Annotated in this window: 18 protein-coding genes; 8 read left to right on the forward strand and 10 right to left on the reverse strand. The window is 70.9% G+C overall.

The window, feature by feature from the left end:
* Window positions 1–11: 11 nt before the first annotated feature.
* Both OC490_RS05250 and OC490_RS05255 read right to left on the reverse strand, forming a co-directional pair.
* Window positions 12–1,262, reverse strand: a complete 1,251-nt coding sequence (locus OC490_RS05250; RefSeq protein ID WP_410098577.1) for an MFS transporter — start codon at window positions 1,260–1,262, stop codon at window positions 12–14.
* Between the two features lie 464 nt (window positions 1,263–1,726).
* Entirely contained in the window at window positions 1,727–3,403 is a 1,677-nt protein-coding gene (locus OC490_RS05255) for a serine/threonine-protein kinase (protein ID WP_410098578.1), read from the reverse strand.
* A gap of 244 nt (window positions 3,404–3,647) precedes the next feature.
* Here OC490_RS05255 and OC490_RS05260 point away from each other — a divergent pair, with 244 nt between their 5' ends.
* On the forward strand, window positions 3,648–4,793 hold the full coding sequence (locus tag OC490_RS05260) for an FHA domain-containing protein (protein WP_262056595.1): 1,146 nt from the start codon (window positions 3,648–3,650) through the stop codon (window positions 4,791–4,793).
* A gap of 51 nt (window positions 4,794–4,844) precedes the next feature.
* Here OC490_RS05260 and OC490_RS05265 read toward each other — a convergent pair whose 3' ends face one another.
* Window positions 4,845–6,704 carry a M1 family aminopeptidase gene (locus tag OC490_RS05265; RefSeq protein ID WP_262056596.1) on the reverse strand — a complete coding sequence of 620 codons (1,860 nt, stop codon included), beginning with the start codon at window positions 6,702–6,704 and terminating at the stop codon, window positions 4,845–4,847.
* 292 nt (window positions 6,705–6,996) lie between these two features.
* On the opposite strand from OC490_RS05265, the gene OC490_RS05270 reads away from it, so the two are divergent.
* From OC490_RS05270 to ppk2, 3 genes are read left to right on the forward strand one after another with little or no spacing between them, the layout of a single operon-like run.
* On the forward strand, window positions 6,997–8,151 hold the full coding sequence (locus tag OC490_RS05270) for an inorganic phosphate transporter (RefSeq protein ID WP_262056597.1): 1,155 nt from the start codon (window positions 6,997–6,999) through the stop codon (window positions 8,149–8,151).
* A 17-nt stretch (window positions 8,152–8,168) separates the two neighbouring features.
* Window positions 8,169–8,402 (forward strand): hypothetical protein, encoded by a 234-nt coding sequence (locus OC490_RS05275; protein ID WP_262056598.1) that lies wholly within the window; start codon window positions 8,169–8,171, stop codon window positions 8,400–8,402.
* Between the two features lie 50 nt (window positions 8,403–8,452).
* Window positions 8,453–9,343 (forward strand): polyphosphate kinase 2, encoded by an 891-nt coding sequence (gene ppk2 / locus OC490_RS05280; protein ID WP_262056599.1) that lies wholly within the window; start codon window positions 8,453–8,455, stop codon window positions 9,341–9,343.
* Between the two features lie 24 nt (window positions 9,344–9,367).
* Here ppk2 and OC490_RS05285 read toward each other — a convergent pair whose 3' ends face one another.
* Window positions 9,368–9,754: a luciferase family protein gene (locus tag OC490_RS05285; RefSeq protein WP_262056600.1), complete on the reverse strand. Its 387-nt coding sequence runs from the start codon at window positions 9,752–9,754 to the stop codon at window positions 9,368–9,370.
* Window positions 9,755–9,866: 112 nt separating this feature from the next.
* Window positions 9,867–11,153 (reverse strand): aminotransferase class I/II-fold pyridoxal phosphate-dependent enzyme, encoded by a 1,287-nt coding sequence (locus tag OC490_RS05290; protein ID WP_262056601.1) that lies wholly within the window; start codon window positions 11,151–11,153, stop codon window positions 9,867–9,869.
* Window positions 11,154–11,300: 147 nt separating this feature from the next.
* On the opposite strand from OC490_RS05290, the gene OC490_RS05295 reads away from it, so the two are divergent.
* Both OC490_RS05295 and OC490_RS05300 read left to right on the forward strand, forming a co-directional pair.
* On the forward strand, window positions 11,301–12,779 hold the full coding sequence (locus OC490_RS05295; protein ID WP_315986652.1) for an AlkA N-terminal domain-containing protein: 1,479 nt from the start codon (window positions 11,301–11,303) through the stop codon (window positions 12,777–12,779).
* A 15-nt stretch (window positions 12,780–12,794) separates the two neighbouring features.
* Window positions 12,795–13,280 carry a methylated-DNA--[protein]-cysteine S-methyltransferase gene (locus tag OC490_RS05300; RefSeq protein ID WP_262056602.1) on the forward strand — a complete coding sequence of 162 codons (486 nt, stop codon included), beginning with the start codon at window positions 12,795–12,797 and terminating at the stop codon, window positions 13,278–13,280.
* On the opposite strand, the gene OC490_RS05305 is transcribed toward OC490_RS05300, so the two are convergent.
* The 3 genes from OC490_RS05305 to OC490_RS05315 all read right to left on the reverse strand — a co-directional run bounded on the left by OC490_RS05305 (window position 13,277) and on the right by OC490_RS05315 (window position 15,509).
* Window positions 13,277–14,005: an SIR2 family NAD-dependent protein deacylase gene (locus OC490_RS05305; protein ID WP_262056603.1), complete on the reverse strand. Its 729-nt coding sequence runs from the start codon at window positions 14,003–14,005 to the stop codon at window positions 13,277–13,279. The two genes, OC490_RS05300 and OC490_RS05305, sit on opposite strands and share 4 nt — an antisense overlap.
* Before the next feature lie 152 nt (window positions 14,006–14,157).
* Window positions 14,158–14,655: an NUDIX domain-containing protein gene (locus OC490_RS05310; protein ID WP_262056604.1), complete on the reverse strand. Its 498-nt coding sequence runs from the start codon at window positions 14,653–14,655 to the stop codon at window positions 14,158–14,160.
* The gene (locus OC490_RS05315) at window positions 14,652–15,509 is read right to left on the reverse strand and encodes a helix-turn-helix transcriptional regulator (protein ID WP_262056605.1); all 858 of its coding nucleotides are present in this window, start codon (window positions 15,507–15,509) and stop codon (window positions 14,652–14,654) included. Before OC490_RS05315 ends, OC490_RS05310 begins: the two co-directional genes overlap by 4 nt.
* 101 nt (window positions 15,510–15,610) lie before the next feature.
* On the opposite strand from OC490_RS05315, the gene OC490_RS05320 reads away from it, so the two are divergent.
* Window positions 15,611–16,495 carry an SDR family NAD(P)-dependent oxidoreductase gene (locus tag OC490_RS05320; protein ID WP_262056606.1) on the forward strand — a complete coding sequence of 295 codons (885 nt, stop codon included), beginning with the start codon at window positions 15,611–15,613 and terminating at the stop codon, window positions 16,493–16,495.
* Here the strand turns inward: OC490_RS05320 and OC490_RS05325 are convergent.
* Entirely contained in the window at window positions 16,464–17,021 is a 558-nt protein-coding gene (locus tag OC490_RS05325; protein ID WP_262056607.1) for a TetR/AcrR family transcriptional regulator, read from the reverse strand. The genes OC490_RS05320 and OC490_RS05325 overlap by 32 nt on opposite strands.
* Before the next feature lie 133 nt (window positions 17,022–17,154).
* Between OC490_RS05325 and OC490_RS05330 the strand changes: the two genes are divergently transcribed.
* Window positions 17,155–18,174 (forward strand): NAD-dependent epimerase/dehydratase family protein, encoded by a 1,020-nt coding sequence (locus tag OC490_RS05330; RefSeq protein WP_262056608.1) that lies wholly within the window; start codon window positions 17,155–17,157, stop codon window positions 18,172–18,174.
* On the opposite strand, the gene OC490_RS05335 is transcribed toward OC490_RS05330, so the two are convergent.
* On the reverse strand, window positions 18,171–19,247 hold the full coding sequence (locus tag OC490_RS05335; protein ID WP_262056609.1) for an ADP-ribosylglycohydrolase family protein: 1,077 nt from the start codon (window positions 19,245–19,247) through the stop codon (window positions 18,171–18,173). The genes OC490_RS05330 and OC490_RS05335 overlap by 4 nt on opposite strands.
* Between the last annotated feature and the right edge of the window lie 109 nt (window positions 19,248–19,356).

A 19,356-nucleotide genomic window follows, 5' to 3' on the forward strand; every position in this document is an offset into this window, starting at 1 on the left:
GGTGACTCGTCTCAGGCCGGGTTGGGTGCCGTCGGGGCGCCGTGGGTGACGGCCTTGCGGACGGCGGTCGCGGTGAATGCCAGGGCGGTGGCGGCGATCAGGGCGAGCAGGGCCAGCCCGAGTGCGTAGGAGCCGTAGGCGCCGTAGAGGGAACCCATCAGCAGAGGTGGGACGAAACCGCCCAGCCCGCCGGCCGCGCCGACGACGCCGGTGACGGCGCCGACCTTGCCGGCCGGGGCGAGCAGGGCGACGAGGGCGAAGGTGGCACCGCTGCCCGCGCCGAGCGCGGCGGCGATCGTCAGGAAGGTGATGGTGCCCAGCGGGGCCAGCGGCGGGGCGAAGGACTGAACGGCCGCACTCAGTGTGACCGCGGCGAGTGCCACGGCCAGCACGCGCGTGGGGCCCAGCCGGTCGGACAACCAGCCGCCGACCGGCCGCATCACCACCGCCAGCAGGACGAACCCGGCCATCCGGTTGGCCGCGTCGGCCTGCGCCAGGCCGTACCCCGACTTGAGGTAGGTGGGCAGATAGACGGAGAAGGCCACGTATCCGCCGAACGCGACCGCGTACAGCGCGGATGCCTGCCAGGTGACACGGAGTCTGACGGTGGCGGCGAGCCGGCCCGCCATGGTCCCGGGCGGTACGGTCCTGCCCGGAGCGTCGCGCAGCAGGACAGCGGCCAGCGCCGCATAGCAGGCCAGCACGATCGCGGTCACCACGAACGGGGTGGCCAGACCGTGCGACTTGACCAGGTTCACCGTGGTCAGGGCGCTGATGGCGGTGCCGCCCATCCCGGCACCGAAGACACCGATCGCGAGCCCCCTGCGCCCGGGCGGAAACCAGGCGCTGACGAAGGGCACCCCCACCGCGAACGCGGTGCCGCCGATACCGAGAAAGAACCCGCCCACCAGCAACCGGTTCAGGGAGGAGTGTCCGGCCAGCCCCAGGTACAGGACAGGGACGATGGTCGCCGCGGAGACCAGCGGGAACATCACCCGGCCACCGAACCGGTCCGTCAGCGCGCCTATCGGTATGCGGCCCAGCGAGCCCACCACCACCGGTACGGCGACCAGCAACGCCTGCTGGAACGCGCTCAGTTGCAGGCTGTCCTTGAACCGCGGGCCGAGTGGGCTCAGCAGCGCCCAGGCCCAGAAGTTCACCGCGAACCCGATGGTGGCAAGCGCCAGCATCAGCTGCTGCCGCCGCCGACCGGCCGTCGGGAGCCTTCCCGCTGGAGGTTCCGGCTTCGGGGAGCGGGGCATCGTCGGCATGGTCTTCTCGGCTCCTCATGTGTGCCCGCAGACAGTCGCGTCGCGTGTCCTGTGGCCGTGGTGCCCGGACCGGGCCGTCTCCGCCAGGATCGCCAGGGGCCGGCTCCCAGGACAGGGGCCGTTGGTCCTCATCTCCAGCGCCGGGCGGGGTACATGTGCCGGGGCGCCATCGTGGGGCCTCTCATCGCGCGGTGCCCCACGGCGCGCACACGCTCGGAGCGCTGCACAGCGAGCATGGCTGCAGGAGGGGAGACGGAACGGAACCGGCGGCCGCGGGGGAGGCGTCGGGCGGCCGGAGAACGCAGCCGATGCATCCGTGTCAACTGGCAGTATGCCGCCGAGGTCCAGGGCGTCCGGCCTGAGCCCAGCCCCATCTCGTGGACAGAGGACAGCAGTGTGCTCCGGGGAATGATGACCTGCGGCGGTCCGGGAGCGGGTGCTCGACTCGCCACCCGTCAGGGCGTCTTCCAGAGGGTCAGCTCGGTGACGTAGTCGCGGGCCGCGACGCCGGAGGCGTCCTTCCGGACGATGACGTCCTTGATGTCGAGGAGTGCCAGGTTCTTCTCGTCGGTGACGGTGCACAGCAGCGTGCCCTTGGTCAGTTCCTTGCCCTGGTCGGCGTCGGCGAGCTGGGAGGGCAGCGCGTTCGCCGCGGCGCCCTCGGCGCACTGTTCCGGCGTGAGCCCCGCGCTCTTGCCCGTGGTCGTCACGAAGTTCAGGGTGTGGGCGGTGCCCCACTCCGCGTACTGCAGCTCGGCCCCGGTCGTCGAGCTGGAGGCGTGGGTGTCGATCTGCGGTGCGTCCAGGTCGACGTTGGTGTACGAGCTGCGGCCGGTGGTGAACTGGGCGCGCAGGGTGAGCGGTTTGGCCTTGAACACCGCCGTGTAGCCGGTCGCCGTCGCGCTCGTGGACGGTGACGAGGTGGTTCCGGTGGGCGCTGACGAAGCGGTGTGTCCGGTGCTCCCCTTCGCGCCGGTGTCCTTGTCGTCGTCACGGGTGAAGACCCAGGCCGCCGTGGCTACGACCACCACGGCCAGCGCGGCGGCGCCGACCGCGAGCGGGGTCCGGCTGCGGGCCGGCGCCACAGCCGCGGGCGGTGCCCCGGGCGGGAACGAGGGCGTCGGACCGGCAATCGGCTGTCGTGTCGGAGCGTGCTGCGTCGGCTGGTCGGGTCCCGATGTCTGTGTGGGCGTGTACCCGGCGGGCGCCGAGGAGTTGGCTGCCGCAGCGGCGGGAGGAACGGTGGTCGCACCCGCCGAACCAGCGTCCGGCGAGGCACTCGGTAGGCTCACGTCACCCGTCAAATCCGTCTGCTCACCCGCGAGTTGCTCCTGTCGCGCGATGTCCGTCGCGACCGCCGCGGGCAGCCAGTCGGTGAAGTCCCGCAACGGGCGCCCCGCCGACTCCTGGCACAGGGCGGCTAGTTCAGCAGGGGTCGGGCGGGCGGCCGGGTCTGCGGTCAGGGTGCGTTCCAGGACCGTGCGCAGTGGCTCGGGGTACGACGTCAGGTCCGGCGGCCGGAACTCGGTGTTGGCGATCTTCGTCGCCAGGGTGATGGCCCCCGAGTCGCCGTACGGGTGGCGGCCGGTCGCGGCCACGGCGGCGATCAGGCCGAGGGAGAAGACGTCGGCGGCCGGGGTCTGTTCCTGGCCGTTCGCGTGCTCCGGCGACATGAACTGCGGCGTGCCGATGAGCCCGCCGCTGCGGGTGAGCTGGGTCGCGTCGGCAGCCCGCGCGATGCCGAAGTCGATGATCCAGGGGCCGTCGGAGCCGACGAGGATGTTGCCAGGCTTCATGTCCCGGTGGATGACACCGGCCTTGTGCACGGCCTGCAGCGCCTCCGCCGCACAGCCGGTCAACTGGAGCACGGTGGGCAGCGGGAGCGTCCCGTGCAGGGCGAGGACCCGGTCCAGGGCGAGGCCGGGGACGTAGACGGTGGCGAGCCAGGGCTGTGGTCCGGTGGTGTCGTGGTCGACGACCGGGACGATGTGGTAGCCCTGCACTCGGCGCGCGGAGTTCGCCTCCTGCTCGAAGCGGCGCCGGAACTCCTCGTCCTGGGCGTACTCCCGGCGGATCACCTTCAGGGCGACCGGCTGGTTGCCGCGGGTGCGCGAGAGATAGACGGACCCCATGCCGCCCTCGCCGATCCGCGCGAGCAGCCGGTAACCGGCCACGTCCCGTGGGTCGTCGGGACCCAACGGTCTCAAGTGGTCACCGTTTCCAGCGTTGTTCAAGATGATCGGCCCCCCTCGCCAGGCGAGTGATCGTACCGGTGCAACCCGGTCATCCGTAAGGGTCCGAGGAGATCAAGGAATCGAGGCGAAGTTCGGGGAGAATCAGGGTAGTTGGCAAGTCCCGTCGGACGGTGAGGCGTGCATGGAACAACATCTGTCCCCTTCGGCGGAGGGCGCCGACTATCTGCTGGAACTCTCCAACGTCGTACGCCAGACCTCCATCGGCCCCCGAGGGCCGCGCTCGCTGCGCCGACTCGGGCTTGTCCTCCGGGCGTTGACGGAACTCACCGGGGACCCCGACGTCTCCGTCTACCTGGTCGCCGACACCAGTCTGCTGGGCGGGCACCGGGAGTTCGGCGATCCGGCCGAGGTCCGGCGGCTGCGCCGGTGGGTGGCCGAGGGGCTGGTCGAGGAGGTGGACGACGCCGACGAGCGGATCCTGGACCTGGCGCGGATGACCGGTACCCGCGTCGTCACCGGGGATCAGTACGTCGACCATCGCGTCGAACACCCGTGGATCCAGGGGAACACCTGGCAGTTCCTCAGACCGGAGCCCCGCCCCGACGGCTCGGTCGCTCTCGTGGCCATGGACATGGGCGTGCGCACGGAGGCCGAGATCTCCTACCGCATGGAACTCGCGGCCCTCAAGAAGCAGGGCCTGCTCGGCCCGTCCCGCACCCCGCTGACCCAGGTCATCATGCGCAACTGGCGCTGCCCGGAACCCCGTTGCACGCTCTACGACGTCCACCGGGGCGACCGCGTCCTGCTGCCGCGCATGCGGCGTGGTGTCCCCACCTGCGAACTGCACGGCGCCCCGCTGGCCGACGAGGGGCCGAGGCCCGCCGCCGCCCAGCTCAAGGTCGTCATCGACCGTGTCTGCGTGGCCCGTTACACCCTCGACGAGGGTTCCGAGGCGCATGTCGGACGGCTGCCGGGACCCGAGGGCATCGCCCTGCACCGTCTGTTGTCGCCGGATGTCGCCGCGCAGGTCAGCCGTCGGCATGTGGCGCTCTCCGCGCGCGGCGGGACGGTCCTGGTCCGTGATGTCAGCACCTACGGGACGCGGATGCGCGGAGTCGGCCGTAGCGGCGTGCCCGGCTCCTGGGAGACGCTTCCGCCGGGAGCCGACCGGTCCTTCCGGCCCGGCGACGAGGTCGAACTCGCCCCCGGTGTCGTCCTCACCCGCAGCGGCCGGCGTTTCCCCGCCGAACTCGCCGACGCCTGGCGCACGGAGGCCGGCGGGACCGCCGTACCGCCGACCGCTGCGGCGCCTACGCGACGGGTCTGACGGCAAAGGGGGGCCGGCGGCACCGCCGACCCCCCTTTCGCCGGCCGAAGATCAGCCGATGATGCGGTGCGTCGTCCAGAACGAGGTCAGGTCCGTGGTCGTGGCGGCCTGGGCCGCCGCCTTGAACTCGGCCGTGGTCGAGACGCCGTACCAGTGCGAAGTGGCGTAGTCCTTCAGGAGTTTGGCCATCACCGTGTCACCCAGGGTGCGGCGCAGATCGTGCAGGGCGCACTTGCCGTAGCCGTAGACGACGGTGGAGTAGCGGGACGAGTGGGCGTCCCAGTAGGCCATCGAGTTGGTGATGTTCTCCGCCGTCGAGGCCCAGGAGACGTTGTTCCAGCAGTTGGTGCCGGTCAGGCCCTGGGCCAGGTCGGTGGCGTAGTCGGTGAACGCCTCGTCCAGCCAGGGGCTGTTGTACTCGTCGTCGCCGACGATGCCGTAGAACCACTGGTGGCCGATCTCATGGGTGAGTGCCGTGGTGCTGACCAGGTCGAGGACGAAGCCGGGGTACTCCATGCCGCCGAACCAGAAGTTGTTGTCGATGACGGCGTCCAACTCGCCGTACGGGTAAGCCCCGAAGCGGCCGGCGTGGGCGTCGACTGCCGACTTGGCGGTGGTGAGCATCGACTGGGCGTTGGCCGAACTGATGCCTGTCACCGAGTAGATGTTGATCGGGGTGCCCGCGGTCGACGTACCCGAGATCTTGGTGAACGGGCCCGCCGCCCACGCGAAGTCGCGGACCTTGGACGCGGTGGCCGTGGTCACCGTACGGCCGCTGGTGCCGGGGGTGTCGACCGAGGCGCCGGTGGCCGGGACCAGCAGGGTGGTCGGGTGGTCCAGGGTCACCTTGAAGTCGGCGGCCAGGGAGTAGAAGGACTCGCCGTTGTTCGTGTACGGGTCCAGGTGCCAGCCCGAGCCGTCCTTGATCGCGAGGACCGGCAGCGCGTTGCCGATCATGCTGAACGCGCCGTCGTAGCCGAACCGGTCGGCGCCGCTCGGGACCGTGATCCCCAAGTCGAAGCCGATGGTGGTCGATTGACCCTGCGCGAGCGGGGTCGGCAGCGCGATCTGGAGGGCGGTGCAGGCGACCGAGAGGGCGCCCGCGGTGCCGCCGGTGACATTGGTGACCGTGATCGGCGGTGCGGAGCAGGTGCCGTGGTAGTTGTCCCACAGCCGCAGGTACACCTCGGTCAGCGGGGTCGCCGAGGCGTTGGTGAAGGTCGTGCTCTCGTGGCCGGTCCAGACCGTGCCGGCGGTGTTGCTGCTCAGACTCACGGTGTACGCCGGGGCGGCCGGCGTGCGCGTCGAGTCGGCCGGCGGGGCCGTGTCGCCCGAGGTGTTGAGGGCGATGTCGTCCACGACGAAGCTCGTCTGGAGGCTGGAGTCCTCCACGCCGGAGAAGGCGAGACTCACGGTCTGGCCGGCGAACGACGACACGTCGAACGACTTCTGGACGTACCCGGTGGCCTTGTTCAGGTTCGAGTAGGTCGCCAGCGTCGTGCTGCCGATCTTCGCCGTGAGCTTGTCGTACGCGGTGGACGAGGTCGTCTCGGCGGTGTCGATGTGCAGCCAGAAGGTCAGCGTGGCGCTGGCGCAGCCGGACGGGATCGTCACGCTCTGGGAGAGCGTGTCGGTGTGCGTGCCACCGGTGCCGTCCAGCCAGGCGAAGCTGGTGCCGGCGTGGGCGCTCTGCCCGGTGCGGCTGGTGATGACGGTCGTCGAGGACTGGGTCCAGGACGAAGTGCCGCTCTCGAAGCCGCCGTTGGCGACCGCCTGCGCCGGGGTGCAGGCGGCGGCCACGGGAGCCGCGGACTGCGCGGCGGCGGCCGGGGTGACGGGCAGCGAGAGGGCGGCCACCGCGGCGACGGCGAAGACGCCGGCTGCGAGGGCCTTGTGGGGGGTCGGTCTCACACGGAACTCCTTATACGGCGGCCGGGATCCCGGCCTGCTCGGTGGCTGCCCGGCCGGACTGGGTGTGCCGGTGGGCGGCCTCGGGAACGCGCGTAGTTGTTGCGTGATCGCGGGGGAAGCTTCGCAGATTTGACCGGGCCATGCCATAAAAAGAAGGAAGTGTGCGCATGAAGTGGAGGAAGGTGCGGACGAGGGCTGGAGGGGGCCGTACGTACGCCCGCGTTGACCGGGCCATGCCTGGATTTGGCCTCCGGTTGGCCGAATGTACGCCTTCGATTGCTTCCATCGAGCGATGGACCACATCACGTTCCTCGTGGCGGTCGTCATCGTCACGGCCTTGGCCTTCGACTTCACCAACGGATTCCACGACACCGCCAACGCGATGGCGACGTCCATCGCCACCGGGGCGCTGAAGCCCAAAACGGCGGTCCTGATCAGTGGAGCTCTCAATATCGTCGGTGCCTTCCTCTCCACGGAAGTCGCCAAGACGATCTCCGGCGGCATCGTCGACGACACCCTGGTCACGCCGGGGATGATCTTCGCGGGGCTCGTCGGGGCGATCCTGTGGAACCTCCTGACCTGGCTGCTCGGACTCCCGTCCAGCTCCTCGCACGCGCTCTTCGGTGGTCTGATCGGTGCCGTCTGGGTCGGCGCGGGCTCCAACGGCGTCCACTTCGACAAGGTCGTGGAGAAGATCCTGATCCCCGCGGTGGCCTCCCCGCTCGTGGCCGGAATCGCCGCTCTCCTCGCCACGTACCTCGCCTACAAGATCACCGCCCGGGCCCGCAAGGACTCGGTCACCAAGGGCTTCCGGATCGGCCAGATCGCCTCGGCCTCGCTGGTCTCCCTCGCACACGGCACGAACGACGCGCAGAAGACCATGGGCGTTATCACCCTGACCCTGATCTCCGTGGGCGCGCTCGGCCACGACGCCGGTCCGCCGGTGTGGGTCATCGCCTCGGCGGGACTCGCGATCGGCCTCGGCACCTACATCGGCGGCTGGCGCATCATCCGCACGATGGGCAAGGGCCTCACCGACATCCAGTCCCCGCAGGGCTTCGCGGCCGAGGCCGCCTCCACGACCGTCATCCTCACCTCCGCCCACCTCGGCTTCGCGCTGTCCACCACGCAGGTCTGCTCAGGTGGCATCCTCGGCGCGGGTCTGGGCAGGCGCCTGGCCGAGGTGCGTTGGGGTACGGCGGGCCGCATGGTCATCGCCTGGCTGGTCACCCTCCCGGCCGCCGCCCTGGTCGGCGGTCTGTCCGCGACCGTCGTCAAGCACGGCGGCAACCTCGGTACGGCCCTGATCGCCCTGATCGCCGCCGCCGTGGCCGGATTCATCGTGATCGCCTCGCGCCGCAACCCCGTGCACGCCGACAACGTCAACGAGACCCACGAGGTCACCATCCGCGGCGGCGCGTCCACGGACGTCCGTACGGCCGCCTGAGTCAAGGGAGTTGACTGATGAGCCTGGACTGGAACGCCCTCGGCGAGGTCGCCGCGGTGAGTGTCGGAGTGACCGTCGGTGTGGTCGTCGTCTTCGCGCTGGGGGTGCTCGGCATCGCCCAGGTCGAGGCCGCCCGCGAACAGGACGGCGGCACCCACGCACTGGGATTTGCCCAGGCGGGGTTGTGCTTTCTCGCCTGTGCGGCTGTCGTGGCGTACGGCATATATCTCATCGTGCCGCAGTTCCACTGAATGCCGCTGATGCCACTGATCAACCGAACACCATCGAGAAGGAGGCCGGGATGACTGAGCTGTTGTCGGGGCTGCGCGTCGACTACACGGACCAGGACGACCCGGTGCTGATCCGGCCCGACGGCAGCCCGGTGGACACCTGGCGGGAGAACTACCCGTACGAACAGCGCATGGAGCGCAAGGAGTACGACTGGCACAAGCGGCTCCAGCAGATAGAACTGCTGAAGCTGCAACGCTGGGTCAAGGAGACCGGCCGTCGGCTCGTCATCGTCTGCGAGGGGCGCGACGCGGCCGGCAAGGGCGGCACGATCAAACGGTTCACCGAGCACCTGAACCCGCGTGGCGCGCGCGTGGTCGCACTGGAGAAGCCGAGCGAGCGCGAGAGCGGGCAGTGGTACTTCCAGCGCTACGTCCAGCATCTGCCGACCGCCGGTGAGATCGTGCTGTTCGACCGCTCCTGGTACAACCGGGCGGGCGTGGAGCGCGTGATGGGTTTCTGCTCGGACGACGAGTACCGCCGTTTCATGCGCCAGGCCCCGCTGTTCGAGCGGATGCTGGCGGACGACGGTATCGACCTGATCAAGTTCTGGTTCTCCGTCTCACAGGGTGAACAGCGCACCCGTTTCACGATTCGCCAGGTGGATCCCGTACGGCAGTGGAAGCTCAGCGCGATGGACCTGGAGTCCCTGGACCGCTGGGACGACTACACGGCCGCCAAGGTCGCCATGTTCCGGGAGACCGACACCGAGCAGGCGCCCTGGACCGTGGTGAAGAGCAACGACAAGAAGCGGGCCCGCGTCGAAGCCATGCGCAGCGTGCTGGCCCGCTTCGACTACGCCGACAAGGACGAGGAGGTCGTCGGCAGCCCCGATCCACGCATCGTCGGCGCGGCGGCGACCTTGCTGGAGGCGGGGGAGGACGACACGGCGGCGGTGTTCTAGGGGGCGGGGCCCTTCGGGCCGGTCCTAGTCGCCGTCGCGCGGCACCAGTGTCACCCGGTGGAAGTTGCAGCCGGTCATGGGCGGGTTCCCGGAAGGGGGCCCGCCCGCGTGCGCCTTGAGGGCGACGCTGACCAGGCTCAGCAGCAGGTCGACGTCCGTCTCGCAGTCCAGGTGGACGGTCACCCAGCGGGAGCCCGGGATGATCCGGATCGCGGTCGACTCGCTGAGGTCGTGATGGAACCGGAGGATGGCCCCGACGGTGAGATGCAGGTCCACATCGTGGTCGGAGTGGAAGTGCACGATCTCGCTGTGGACGGACCGCAGCGCCCGCCCCGTGCCGCAACTGGCCGGGACCGCGCTGAGGTCGCGCCAGCCTTCCAGTCGCTGCATGGCTCGCTCGGCCAGGGTCATGTCCCCATCGTGGACTGCTCACCGCTTCGCAACCAGAGGTTGAGCGATTTGTAACCGGGGCGTGAGGTACCGCACACCTCTGGAGTGTCCGGTGTGCGGTACCCGCGCCGGGTCAACTCGCGTCCGCCACCAGCTTTTCGTAGCCCACGAGCCGTACGCACGTGGCCACCCCGTCGATGATCTCCTCGATCTCCGAGGCGTCCGGGAAGGAGGGGGCGATCCGGATCGTACGGTCCCCGGGGTCGTCGCCGTACGGATGGGTGGCGCCCGCCGGTGTCAGGGCGAGACCGGCGTCCGCCGCGCGGCGCACCACCTCGCGGGCGCAGCCGTCGGGGACGTCGAGCGTGATGAAGTAACCGCCCCTGGGCATGGACCAGGTGGCGAGACCGGTGTCTCCCAGCCGGTCGGCGAGGATGCGCAGCACGGTGTCGAACTTCGGCCGCAGCAGCTCGCGGTGCTTGCGCATATGGGCGCGCACCCCGTCCGGATCGCGCAGGAACATCGCGTGCCGCAGCTGGTTGACCTTGTCGGGGCCGATGGAGCGCTTGGCGCTGTAGCCGCGCAGCCAGGCCACGTTGGCCGGGGACGAGCCGAAGAACGCCACGCCCGCACCGGCGAGCGTGATCTTCGAGGTGGACCCGAAGACGAAGACCCGGTCGGGGCTGCCGTGCTCGGCGCAGGCGGCCAACAGGTCGGCGATCTGCACCTCTTCGTCGGTGAGGTGGTGCACGGCGTAGGCGTTGTCCCAGAAGATCCGGAAGTCGGGCGCCGCCGTCGGCATCGCGGCGAGTCGTCGTACGACCTCGTCGCTGTAGCAGGTCCCGTCCGGATTGCTGTACTTGGGCACGCACCAGATGCCCTTGACCGCCGGGTCCGCGGCGACCAGCCGCTCCACCGCATCCATGTCGGGACCCTCGGCGGTCATCGGCACCGGGATCATCTCGATGCCGAAGCGCTCGCACAGCGCGAAGTGCCGGTCGTAGCCGGGGACCGGGCACAGGAACGCGATCCGCTCCTCGTCGGCCCAGCGGCGCGCCGCCCCTGGAAGCGTGCCGAGCAGCGCGTGCACCAGGCAGTCGTGCATCAGCTCCAGGCTGGAGTTGCCCACGGCGAGCAGTTGCCCGGCCGGTACCTGGAGGAACCCGGAGAAGATCTCCCGGAGCTCCAACAGCCCTTCCGCGCCACCATAGTTGCGGCAGTCCGTGCCGTCGGCGGAGGTGTAGCGGTCGCCGGGCAGCGAGAGCAGTTCGGCGGACAGGTCGAGCTGCCGCGCGGAGGGCTTGCCGCGGGTCAGGTCGAGCGACAGCTTCTTCGTGAGGAGGGCTTCGTAGTCGCTCCGGGCCGCGTCGAGGCGGGCCGGGAGGGAATCGGCGCTGTGCGAGGGTGAGGGAGGGGTCACGGAGGTCGACGCTACAAAGCCGGGTGTCGCACCACAAACCGATAAGCCCGGCCTTCACCTGTAGGGAACCGGGCGGGGGCCAGGCCACGGGACGTCGATGTCGGATTCCCGCCAGCCCCGGCCCGCCCCGTATCGGATGCTGGACACATGCAGAACGGGATGCACACCGATACGGAGCGCTGTGTGCGCGCCGTCCAGTCCAAGGACGCGCGCTTCGACGGCTGGTTCTTCACGGCCGTCCTGACCACCCGCATCTACTGCCGGCCCAGCTGCCCGGTCGTACCGCCCAAGCCCGAGAACATGACGTTCTACCCGAGTGCGGCGGCCTGCCAGCAGGCGGGGTTCCGGGCCTGCAAGCGCTGCCGCCCCGACACCAGCCCCGGGTCCCCGGAGTGGAACCAGCGGGCCGACCTGGTGGCCCGCGCGATGCGCCTGATCGCCGACGGAACCGTGGACCGCGAGGGCGTCCCCGGCCTCGCCGCCCGCCTCGGCTACAGCACGAGGCAGATCGAACGCCAGCTCCTCGCCGAACTGGGCGCCGGCCCCCTCGCGCTCGCCCGGGCCCAACGCGCCCAGACGGCACGGCTGTTGATCGAGACGACGGCGCTCCCGATGGCGGAGACCGCCTTCGCCGCCGGCTTCTCCTCGATCCGCACCTTCAACGACACCGTGCGCGAGGTCTTCGCCCTGTCCCCGAGCGAGCTGCGCAACAGGCGCCCGAGGACAGCGGTGTTGACCCCCGGCACACTCACCCTCCGCCTGCCGTTCCGTGCCCCGCTCAACCCCGACAACCTCTTCGGCCACCTGGCGGCGACCGCCGTACCGGGCGTGGAGGAGTGGCGGGCGGGCGCGTACCGCCGCACCCTCCGCCTCCCCTACGGCCACGGCATCGTGTCCCTCGCTCCCCAGCCCGACCACATCGCCTGCCGCCTCACCCTCAGCGACCTGCGCGACCTGCCCGTGGCCATCAGCCGCTGCCGCCGCATGCTCGACCTGGACGCCGATCCGGTCGCGGTGGACGACCAGTTGCGGACCGATCCGGTGCTGGCGCCGCTGGTGGACAAGGCGCCGGGCCGACGTGTCCCGGGCACGGTCGACGAGGCCGAGTTCGCCGTACGGGCCGTACTCGGCCAGCAGGTCTCCACGGCGGCGGCCCGCACCCACGCGGCCCGCCTGGTCACCGCGCACGGCGAACCGGTCGACGACCCCGAGGGCGGCCTGACCCACCTCTTCCCGTCCCCCGAGGCACTGGCGGCGGTGAACCCGGAGTCCTTGGCGATGCCGCACACCCGCCGCACCACTTTCACCACCCTGATCAGCCAACTGGCGGACGGAACGCTCCACTTGGGCGTGGAGAGCGACTGGTCGGAAACGCGAGCCCGACTCCTCGCCCTCCCCGGCTTCGGCCCCTGGACGGTCGACGTCATCGCCATGCGCGCCCTCGGCGACCCCGACGCCTTCCTCCCCACCGACCTCGGAATCCGGCGCGCGGCACAGGAGTTGGGCCTCCCGTCGACCCCGGCCGCCCTCACCGCCCGCGCGGCGGCCTGGCGGCCGTGGCGGGCCTACGCGGTCCAGTACCTGTGGGCGACCGACAATCACCCGATCAACTTCCTGCCTGTGTAAGGGAGAACAGAAGTGATGAAGCACCACACAGTGATCGACAGCCCCTACGGCCCGCTGACCCTCGTCGCGGACGACGACGGCGCCCTCTGCGGCCTCTACATGGTCGACCAGCGCCACCGTCCCCCGGAGGAATCCTTCGGCGACCCCGACGACACTCCCTTCACCGAGGCAACTGCCCAACTACAGGCCTATTTCGCGGGCGAGTTGAAGGAGTTCACCCTCGAACTGCGCCTGCACGGAACCCCGTTCCAACGCACGGTCTGGGACCAGCTCCGCCGCATCCCCTACGGCGAGACCCGCTCCTACGGCGACCTCGCCGACGCCCTCGGCAACCCGGGCGCCTCCCGCGCGGTAGGCCTCGCCAACGGCAAGAACCCCATCGGGATCATCGTCCCCTGCCACCGCGTCGTCGGCGCGAACGGCAGCCTCACGGGTTACGGCGGCGGCCTGGACCGCAAGCAGCGACTGCTGGACTTCGAGGGCGGGGCGGCGCTTTTCTAGCTGCCCTGCAGGGTCCGCAGCAGTTCGGGCAAGGCGGTGCCGATCGGCTCCCGTACCACCTCGTCGGCGAGTTCGTCGTACGGCGTGGGCTCGGCGTTGACGATGATCAGGCGTGCCCCGTGGTCGGCGGCGACGCCGGCGAGGCCCGCGGCGGGCTGGACCTGGAGGCTGGTGCCGACGGCGACGAACACCTGGCAGGCCTTGGTGATGGCGACGGCCTCGCCGAGGACTGCCGGGTCGAGGCGTTGGCCGAACATCACGGTCGCCGACTTCAGGATTCCGCCGCACTCCAGGCACGGCGGGTCCGCCTCGCCGGCCGCGACCCGGGCCAGGGCGTCCTGCATCGGGCCCCGCGCATGACACTTCGTGCACACGAAACTCCGTGCGCTGCCGTGGAGTTCGAGCACCTTGCGGGCCGGCACACCGCCGAGCTGGTGGAGTCCGTCGACGTTCTGTGTGATGACCCTGACCGGCACCCCGGACCGTTCCAGTTCGGCCACCGCCCGGTGCGCGGCGTTCGGCTCGGCCCGGAGCGCGCGGTTGTCGCGGCGCAGCTGCCACGAGCGGCGCCGGATCTCGGGGTCGCCCATGTAGTACTCGTACGTCACGAGTTTCTCGGCCTCGGGGTCGCGCCGCCACAGCCCGTTGGGGCCGCGATAGTCGGGGATTCCGGAGTCGGTGGAGATGCCCGCGCCACTCAGGAGGGCGACGAGAGGCTTGTTCATGGGCCGAGGGTAGGTCGCCCGGGCGCCGGGACGCGAACGGATATCAACCGTCCGGCATCGGTGCGGTGGGCTCCTCGCCTCGTCCGCATCTCCGGAGCTCGACGGCGGGTGCCGGCGTCCCCGCACGGCCGGGGTGAACGTCTCGAAAGGGCTCAGCCCACCCGCCGCCCGTTCTCCAGCTCCGCCGTGCCCGACCCCTCCGCCAGCACATCGAGCCCGACCAGGACCCGGAGTCCCAGGGAACCCGGAAGGTACTCGGTGAGTTCCCCGCGCGGGACGAGGCGCCACGACAGCAGTTCCTCCTCCTGGAGCCGGATCGACTTGAGGTCGTTCGCGGTGAGGACTCCGCCGTCGTACAGGTAGGCCACCAGCGGCGGGTAGTCCGGCCCGTGGTAGATCCAGTCGACGGCGAGCAGTCGGCCGAGTTCGACGTCGAGGCCGATCTCCTCCAGCGTCTCGCGGCGCGCTCCCTGGCGCGGTGTCTCGCCGTCGTCCGACTCGATGGTGCCGCCCGGAAGGGCCCAGCCCTCACGGTAGTTGGGCTCGACGAGCAGGACATTGCCCTCGGCGTCGCGGAAGAGCGCGGCGGCCCCGGCGAGGATACGGGGGAGGCCGGCGAGGTACGTGGCGAAGTCTGGCGTGGTGGTCATTGAGGAAGGGTAACCAGCCCGCGCAGCCGCCTCTCCGACTCGCTGCCCGGCTCGGGGAAGTGACAGATCAGGCTCAGCCAGGGCGCTTCCTGCACCGCGAGCCGTACGAACGACACCTCGATGTCACCCGCATCGGGGAGCCGGTAGTGGCGCACGGAGGAACGGAACTCCACCACTTCGTGCGCCTCCCACAGTCGCGCGAAGCGCGGGCTGGTGGCGGTGAGTTCGTCGATCAGCTCGGCGAAGCGCGGGTTGTCCAGTTCGTACGCCGCCTGCTGCCGCAGCAGGCCCGCCATCCACTCGGTCTCCGCCTCCCACTCGGGCATCAGGGCGCGGATGCCGGGTTCCCTGAACAGCAGCCAGGCGCTGTTGAGTTCACGGCGCGGCCGGTCGAGCAGGGCGGCGCCGAGGACGGCCTCCTGGGCCCGGTTCCAGGCCAGGACGTCGAAGCAGCGGTCGATGACGAACGCGGGGTTCGGCATCAGCGTGTCGAGGAACGCCCTTACGGCGTCCGGTACTTGGAGGGACCGCTCGGCCGGTTCGGGTGCGGCCCTGCCCGCCAGCCGGAACAGGTGCGCGCGCTCCACCTCGTCCAACTGCAGCGCGCGGGCCAGGGCGAGCAGGATCTGCGGGGAGACATTGATGTCGCGGCCCTGCTCCAGCCACGTGTACCAGGTCAGGCTGACACCGGAGAGGAGGGAGACTTCTTCGCGGCGCAGACCGGGAGTTCGGCGTCGGCCGCCGGCGGGCAGCCCCGTCCCGTCCGGGTCGGCACGCTCACGCCGGGACCGCAGGAAGGCGGCGAGGGCCTTGCGGCCGTGATCCGGGGATTCCGGTGGTGGTGTCGCTGGCACCAGTTAATTCTGCACTCTTCAAGTGGGCGGCTGCCGGGCGCAGGGTGAGGGGGACACCGGACTCCATGGTGATCCGAACTCCCTTGTGAAAGGCGGCCCTTGTGGCTGAGCTGTCCCCTCCCCGCACCGTCCTGGTCACCGGCGCCACCGGCGGTGTGGGCTCCGCGGTCGCACGCGCCCTGCACGCCGGCGGCTGGATCGTGTACGCCGCCCACCGACGGCCCGAGGACGCGGAAGCGCTGCGGGACGCCGGCTTCACCCCTGTCCGGCTCGAACTGACCGACGAGGACTCCGTGTTCGCCGCGGCCGAGCAGGTCGGACCGCGGCTCGACGGACTCGTGAACAGTGCGGCGATCATGGGCCAGGGCCCCGTCGAGCTGACGCCCGCAGAGGCGTGGCGCCGCCAGTTCGAGATCAACGTGATCGGCCAGGCGACCGTGATCCGCGCCTTCCTGCCGGCGCTACGGGCGTCCGGCGGCCGTATCGTCAATGTCGGCGCCGTCTCGGCCCGTGTCCCGCCGCCCTTCTTCGGCCCCATCGCCGCCTCGAAGGCCGCGCTAGCCGCGCTCACCCACTCCCTGCGCGCGGAACTCCGCCACCAGGGCGTCAGGGTCACCCTCGTCGAACCCGGCGCCATGGACACCCCGATCTTCGCGACGGCGGAGAAGGCGAGCGCGGAACTGGGCCGGGCCGGATCGCCGGCGACGCGGCAGCACTACGCCCGCGCCCTGGACGCCGTACGAGCGACGGCCGCCCGCCAGCCGCTCGGCCCGGTCACCCCCGCCGTCGACGCCGTCGTACGCGCCCTGACCACCCGCCGCCCCGCCACCCTCACCACCACCGGCCGCGACGGCCGCGCCCTCGCCCTGCTGCGGTTCCTGCCGGACGGCCTGCGGGACCGGGTGGTGCTGAAGGCGTTCGGAGTGACGGCGGAGGCGTTCGACGACACGGTCCTCACGGAGTCGTCCGGAGCCCGTCGACGATGAGGTCGAGGATCCGCCCGGCCCGCGCCTCCGAGCCCGGCCGCGCCGGATCGATCCGCCACACCACGCTGAGCTGGAGCAGCACGTCCTCCGGGTCGATCCCGGACTTCAGCGAACCGTCGGCGGCCCCGGCCTTCAGGAGTACGTCGATCGCGGCCACGAACGGCGCGAAGTACTCGTCGGCCGCGCCCCCGTCGGTCGCCGCGTGGATCACCGCGGCGACGCCGTACTTGAGCCGGCCGTAGTGGGCGACCTCGTCGAACCAGTGCCGCAGCGCCACCAGCGGCGGATGCTCCGCGAGGTGCACGGGTGCGCGGTCGATCAGGTGCTGGATGTCGTGCCGGTACAGCTCCAGGATCAGCGCCTCCCGGGTGGGGAAGTGCCGGTAGAGCGTCCCGATGCCGACGCCCGCCTGCTTGGCGATCGCGGTGAGGGAGGCGCCGTTCGACGCGGCGATGGCCTCGCGGGCGACGGTCAGGATGCGCTCACGGTTGTCGAGGGCGTCGCGGCGGGTCGGTTTCGGGTTCACGTCTGAGGGCGTCCGTCCGGTGTCGGATTGCTAAGCGGAGGGTCCTCCGGTACGTTGACAGGCGTACCGGAGGGGCCTCCGTTTCGCTCGCCATTCTGGCACACCCCCACCTGACACCGCAGGGAGCACCGTCATGCCCGAACTCGTCCTGGTCACCGGAGGCAGCGGCTACATCGCCGGCTGGTGCATCGCGGAACTGCTGCGCCGCGGCTACGACGTCCGTACGACCGTCCGCGCCGAGGGCAAGGAGCGCGCGGTCACCGACGCCGTCGCGACCGTCGTCGACCCTGCCGGGCGGCTGGGCTTCGCCGTCGCCGACCTCACCGCCGACGAGGGCTGGGACGCCGCGCTCAAGGGCGTCGACTTCGTCCTGCACGTCGCCTCCCCGCTCGGCGCCGCCTCGGACGACCCCGAGGCGTTGATCGCGCCGGCCCGCGACGGCGCCCTGCGCGTCCTGCGCGCGGCCACCGGGGCGGGCGTACGACGCGTCGTGATGACCTCGGCCGCGAACGCCGCGAGCCCCTCGTCGTACGCCTCGGAAGGCGTCACCGACGAGACGCTGTGGACGGATCCCGACGACCCGACCCTGATCCCGTACCGCCGCTCGAAGACCCTCGCCGAGCGGGCCGCCTGGGACTTCATGAGCGGCTGCGACGGTCCGACCGAGCTGACCACGGTGCTCCCCGGCGCGGTCTTCGGGCCGGTCCTCACCACCGCGAACCTCGGCTCCGTCGGCATCATCGCGCGCATGGTGAGCGGGAAGATGCCCGGCGTCCCGCGCATCGGCCTCGAAGTCGTGGACGTCCGGGACCTGGTCGACGTCCATATCAGGGCGATGACGTCACCGGCGGCGGCCGGTCAACGCTTCCTGGCCACCGGGGAGTTCGTGTGGATGGCGGACATCGCGCGCACCCTGCGCGACGGCCTCGGCGAGCACGGCCGTACCGTCTCCACGCGCCGTCTCCCGGACTTCGCGGTCCGGCTCGCGGCCCGCTTCCGGGACCCGTCCCTGCGCGAGATCACCCCCGCGCTCGGCCGCCGCAACCGCCACAGCACCGAGAAGGCCCGCCGCGTCCTCGGCTGGGAACCGCGCCCGGCCCGGGAGGCCGTCCTCGACTGTGCCCGGAGTCTCATCGCGCACGGGGCCGTCTAGTTGTCGGCGGCCTCCGCCAACTGCACGGTCCGTTCGGCCAGTTCACTGATCCGAACCCCGTCGAACCCGAACACCGCACTGCGCACGGTGTTTTCGAGGGGGTCCTTCCACTGTCCCGGGATCGCGGCGGCACCGTTGAGCACCCCGGCGACCGAACCGGCGGTCGCGCCGTTCGAGTCGGTGTCGAGGCCGCCGCGGACGGTGAGTGCGATGGTGCGGGTGAAGTCGCCGTCGCCGTAGAGGAGTCCGGCGGTGAGGACGGCCGCGTTCGGGATCGTGTGGATCCAGCCGAGCCCCGCCGTCTCCTCGGACAGTGTGGTGAGCGTGTCCTCCCAGGTCATCCGGGTCTCGTGCAGCGTGAGCACCCGGCGCACGGTGCGCGCGAGGCGGCAGCCCGGCGGGATCACGGTCAGCGCCGTGTCCAGCGCGTGCCGCACGGTCGGCGCGGTGAACGCCGCCGAGATCAGCGCGGCGGCCCACATCGAGCCGTACACGCCGTTCCCCGTATGGGACAACACGGCGTCCCTGCGCGCCAGTTGGGCCGCGCGGCGCGGGGCGCCCGGATTGGTCCAGCCGTGGATGTCGGCGCGGATCAGGGCACCGATCCACTCCTGGTACGGGTTGTCGTACGTCGCCGTCAGCGGCGGCTTGAGGCCGTTCGCGAGGTTGCGGTAGGCGGCCCGCTCGGCCGTGTACGTCTGGAGGTACGGGAGCCGCAGCAGCCACAGTTCGCCGACCTGCTCGGTGCTGAAGCCGAAGCCGTGGGTCTCCAGGAGGTCGAGGCCGAGAATGGCGTAGTCGACGTCGTCGTCACGGCAGCTGCCGTGGATCCGGCCGCGCACGCACCGCTGCCACTCGGGGCGCAGCTCGAAGCCGTCGTCCTCGCCGGGAGGCTCCGGCAGGTAGTCGGTGAGCGGCAGGGCGGCGGCCCGCCGGAGGTAGCGGTCGATGCGGTCGCGCGTCCACAGGTCGCCCTGCTCGACCGGCTTGCCGAGCATGTTGCCCGCGATCCGGCCCAGCCAGCCCCCGAGGATGCGGTCCGCGAGCGTCGGCTCGGTTCGCACTGGGGTCATGTTTCCGGTGTACCCGATTCCAGGCGGGGCAGTGGCACAGGGGGCGCTCAGCCCGGTCCCAGCGTTCGGGCGGGGCATGACGACGAGGGTGTCGGCCGGTTAAGGTCGC

The organism is Streptomyces sp. STR69, assembly GCF_024519455.1.
Taxonomy (GTDB): Bacteria; Actinomycetota; Actinomycetes; order Streptomycetales; family Streptomycetaceae; genus Streptomyces.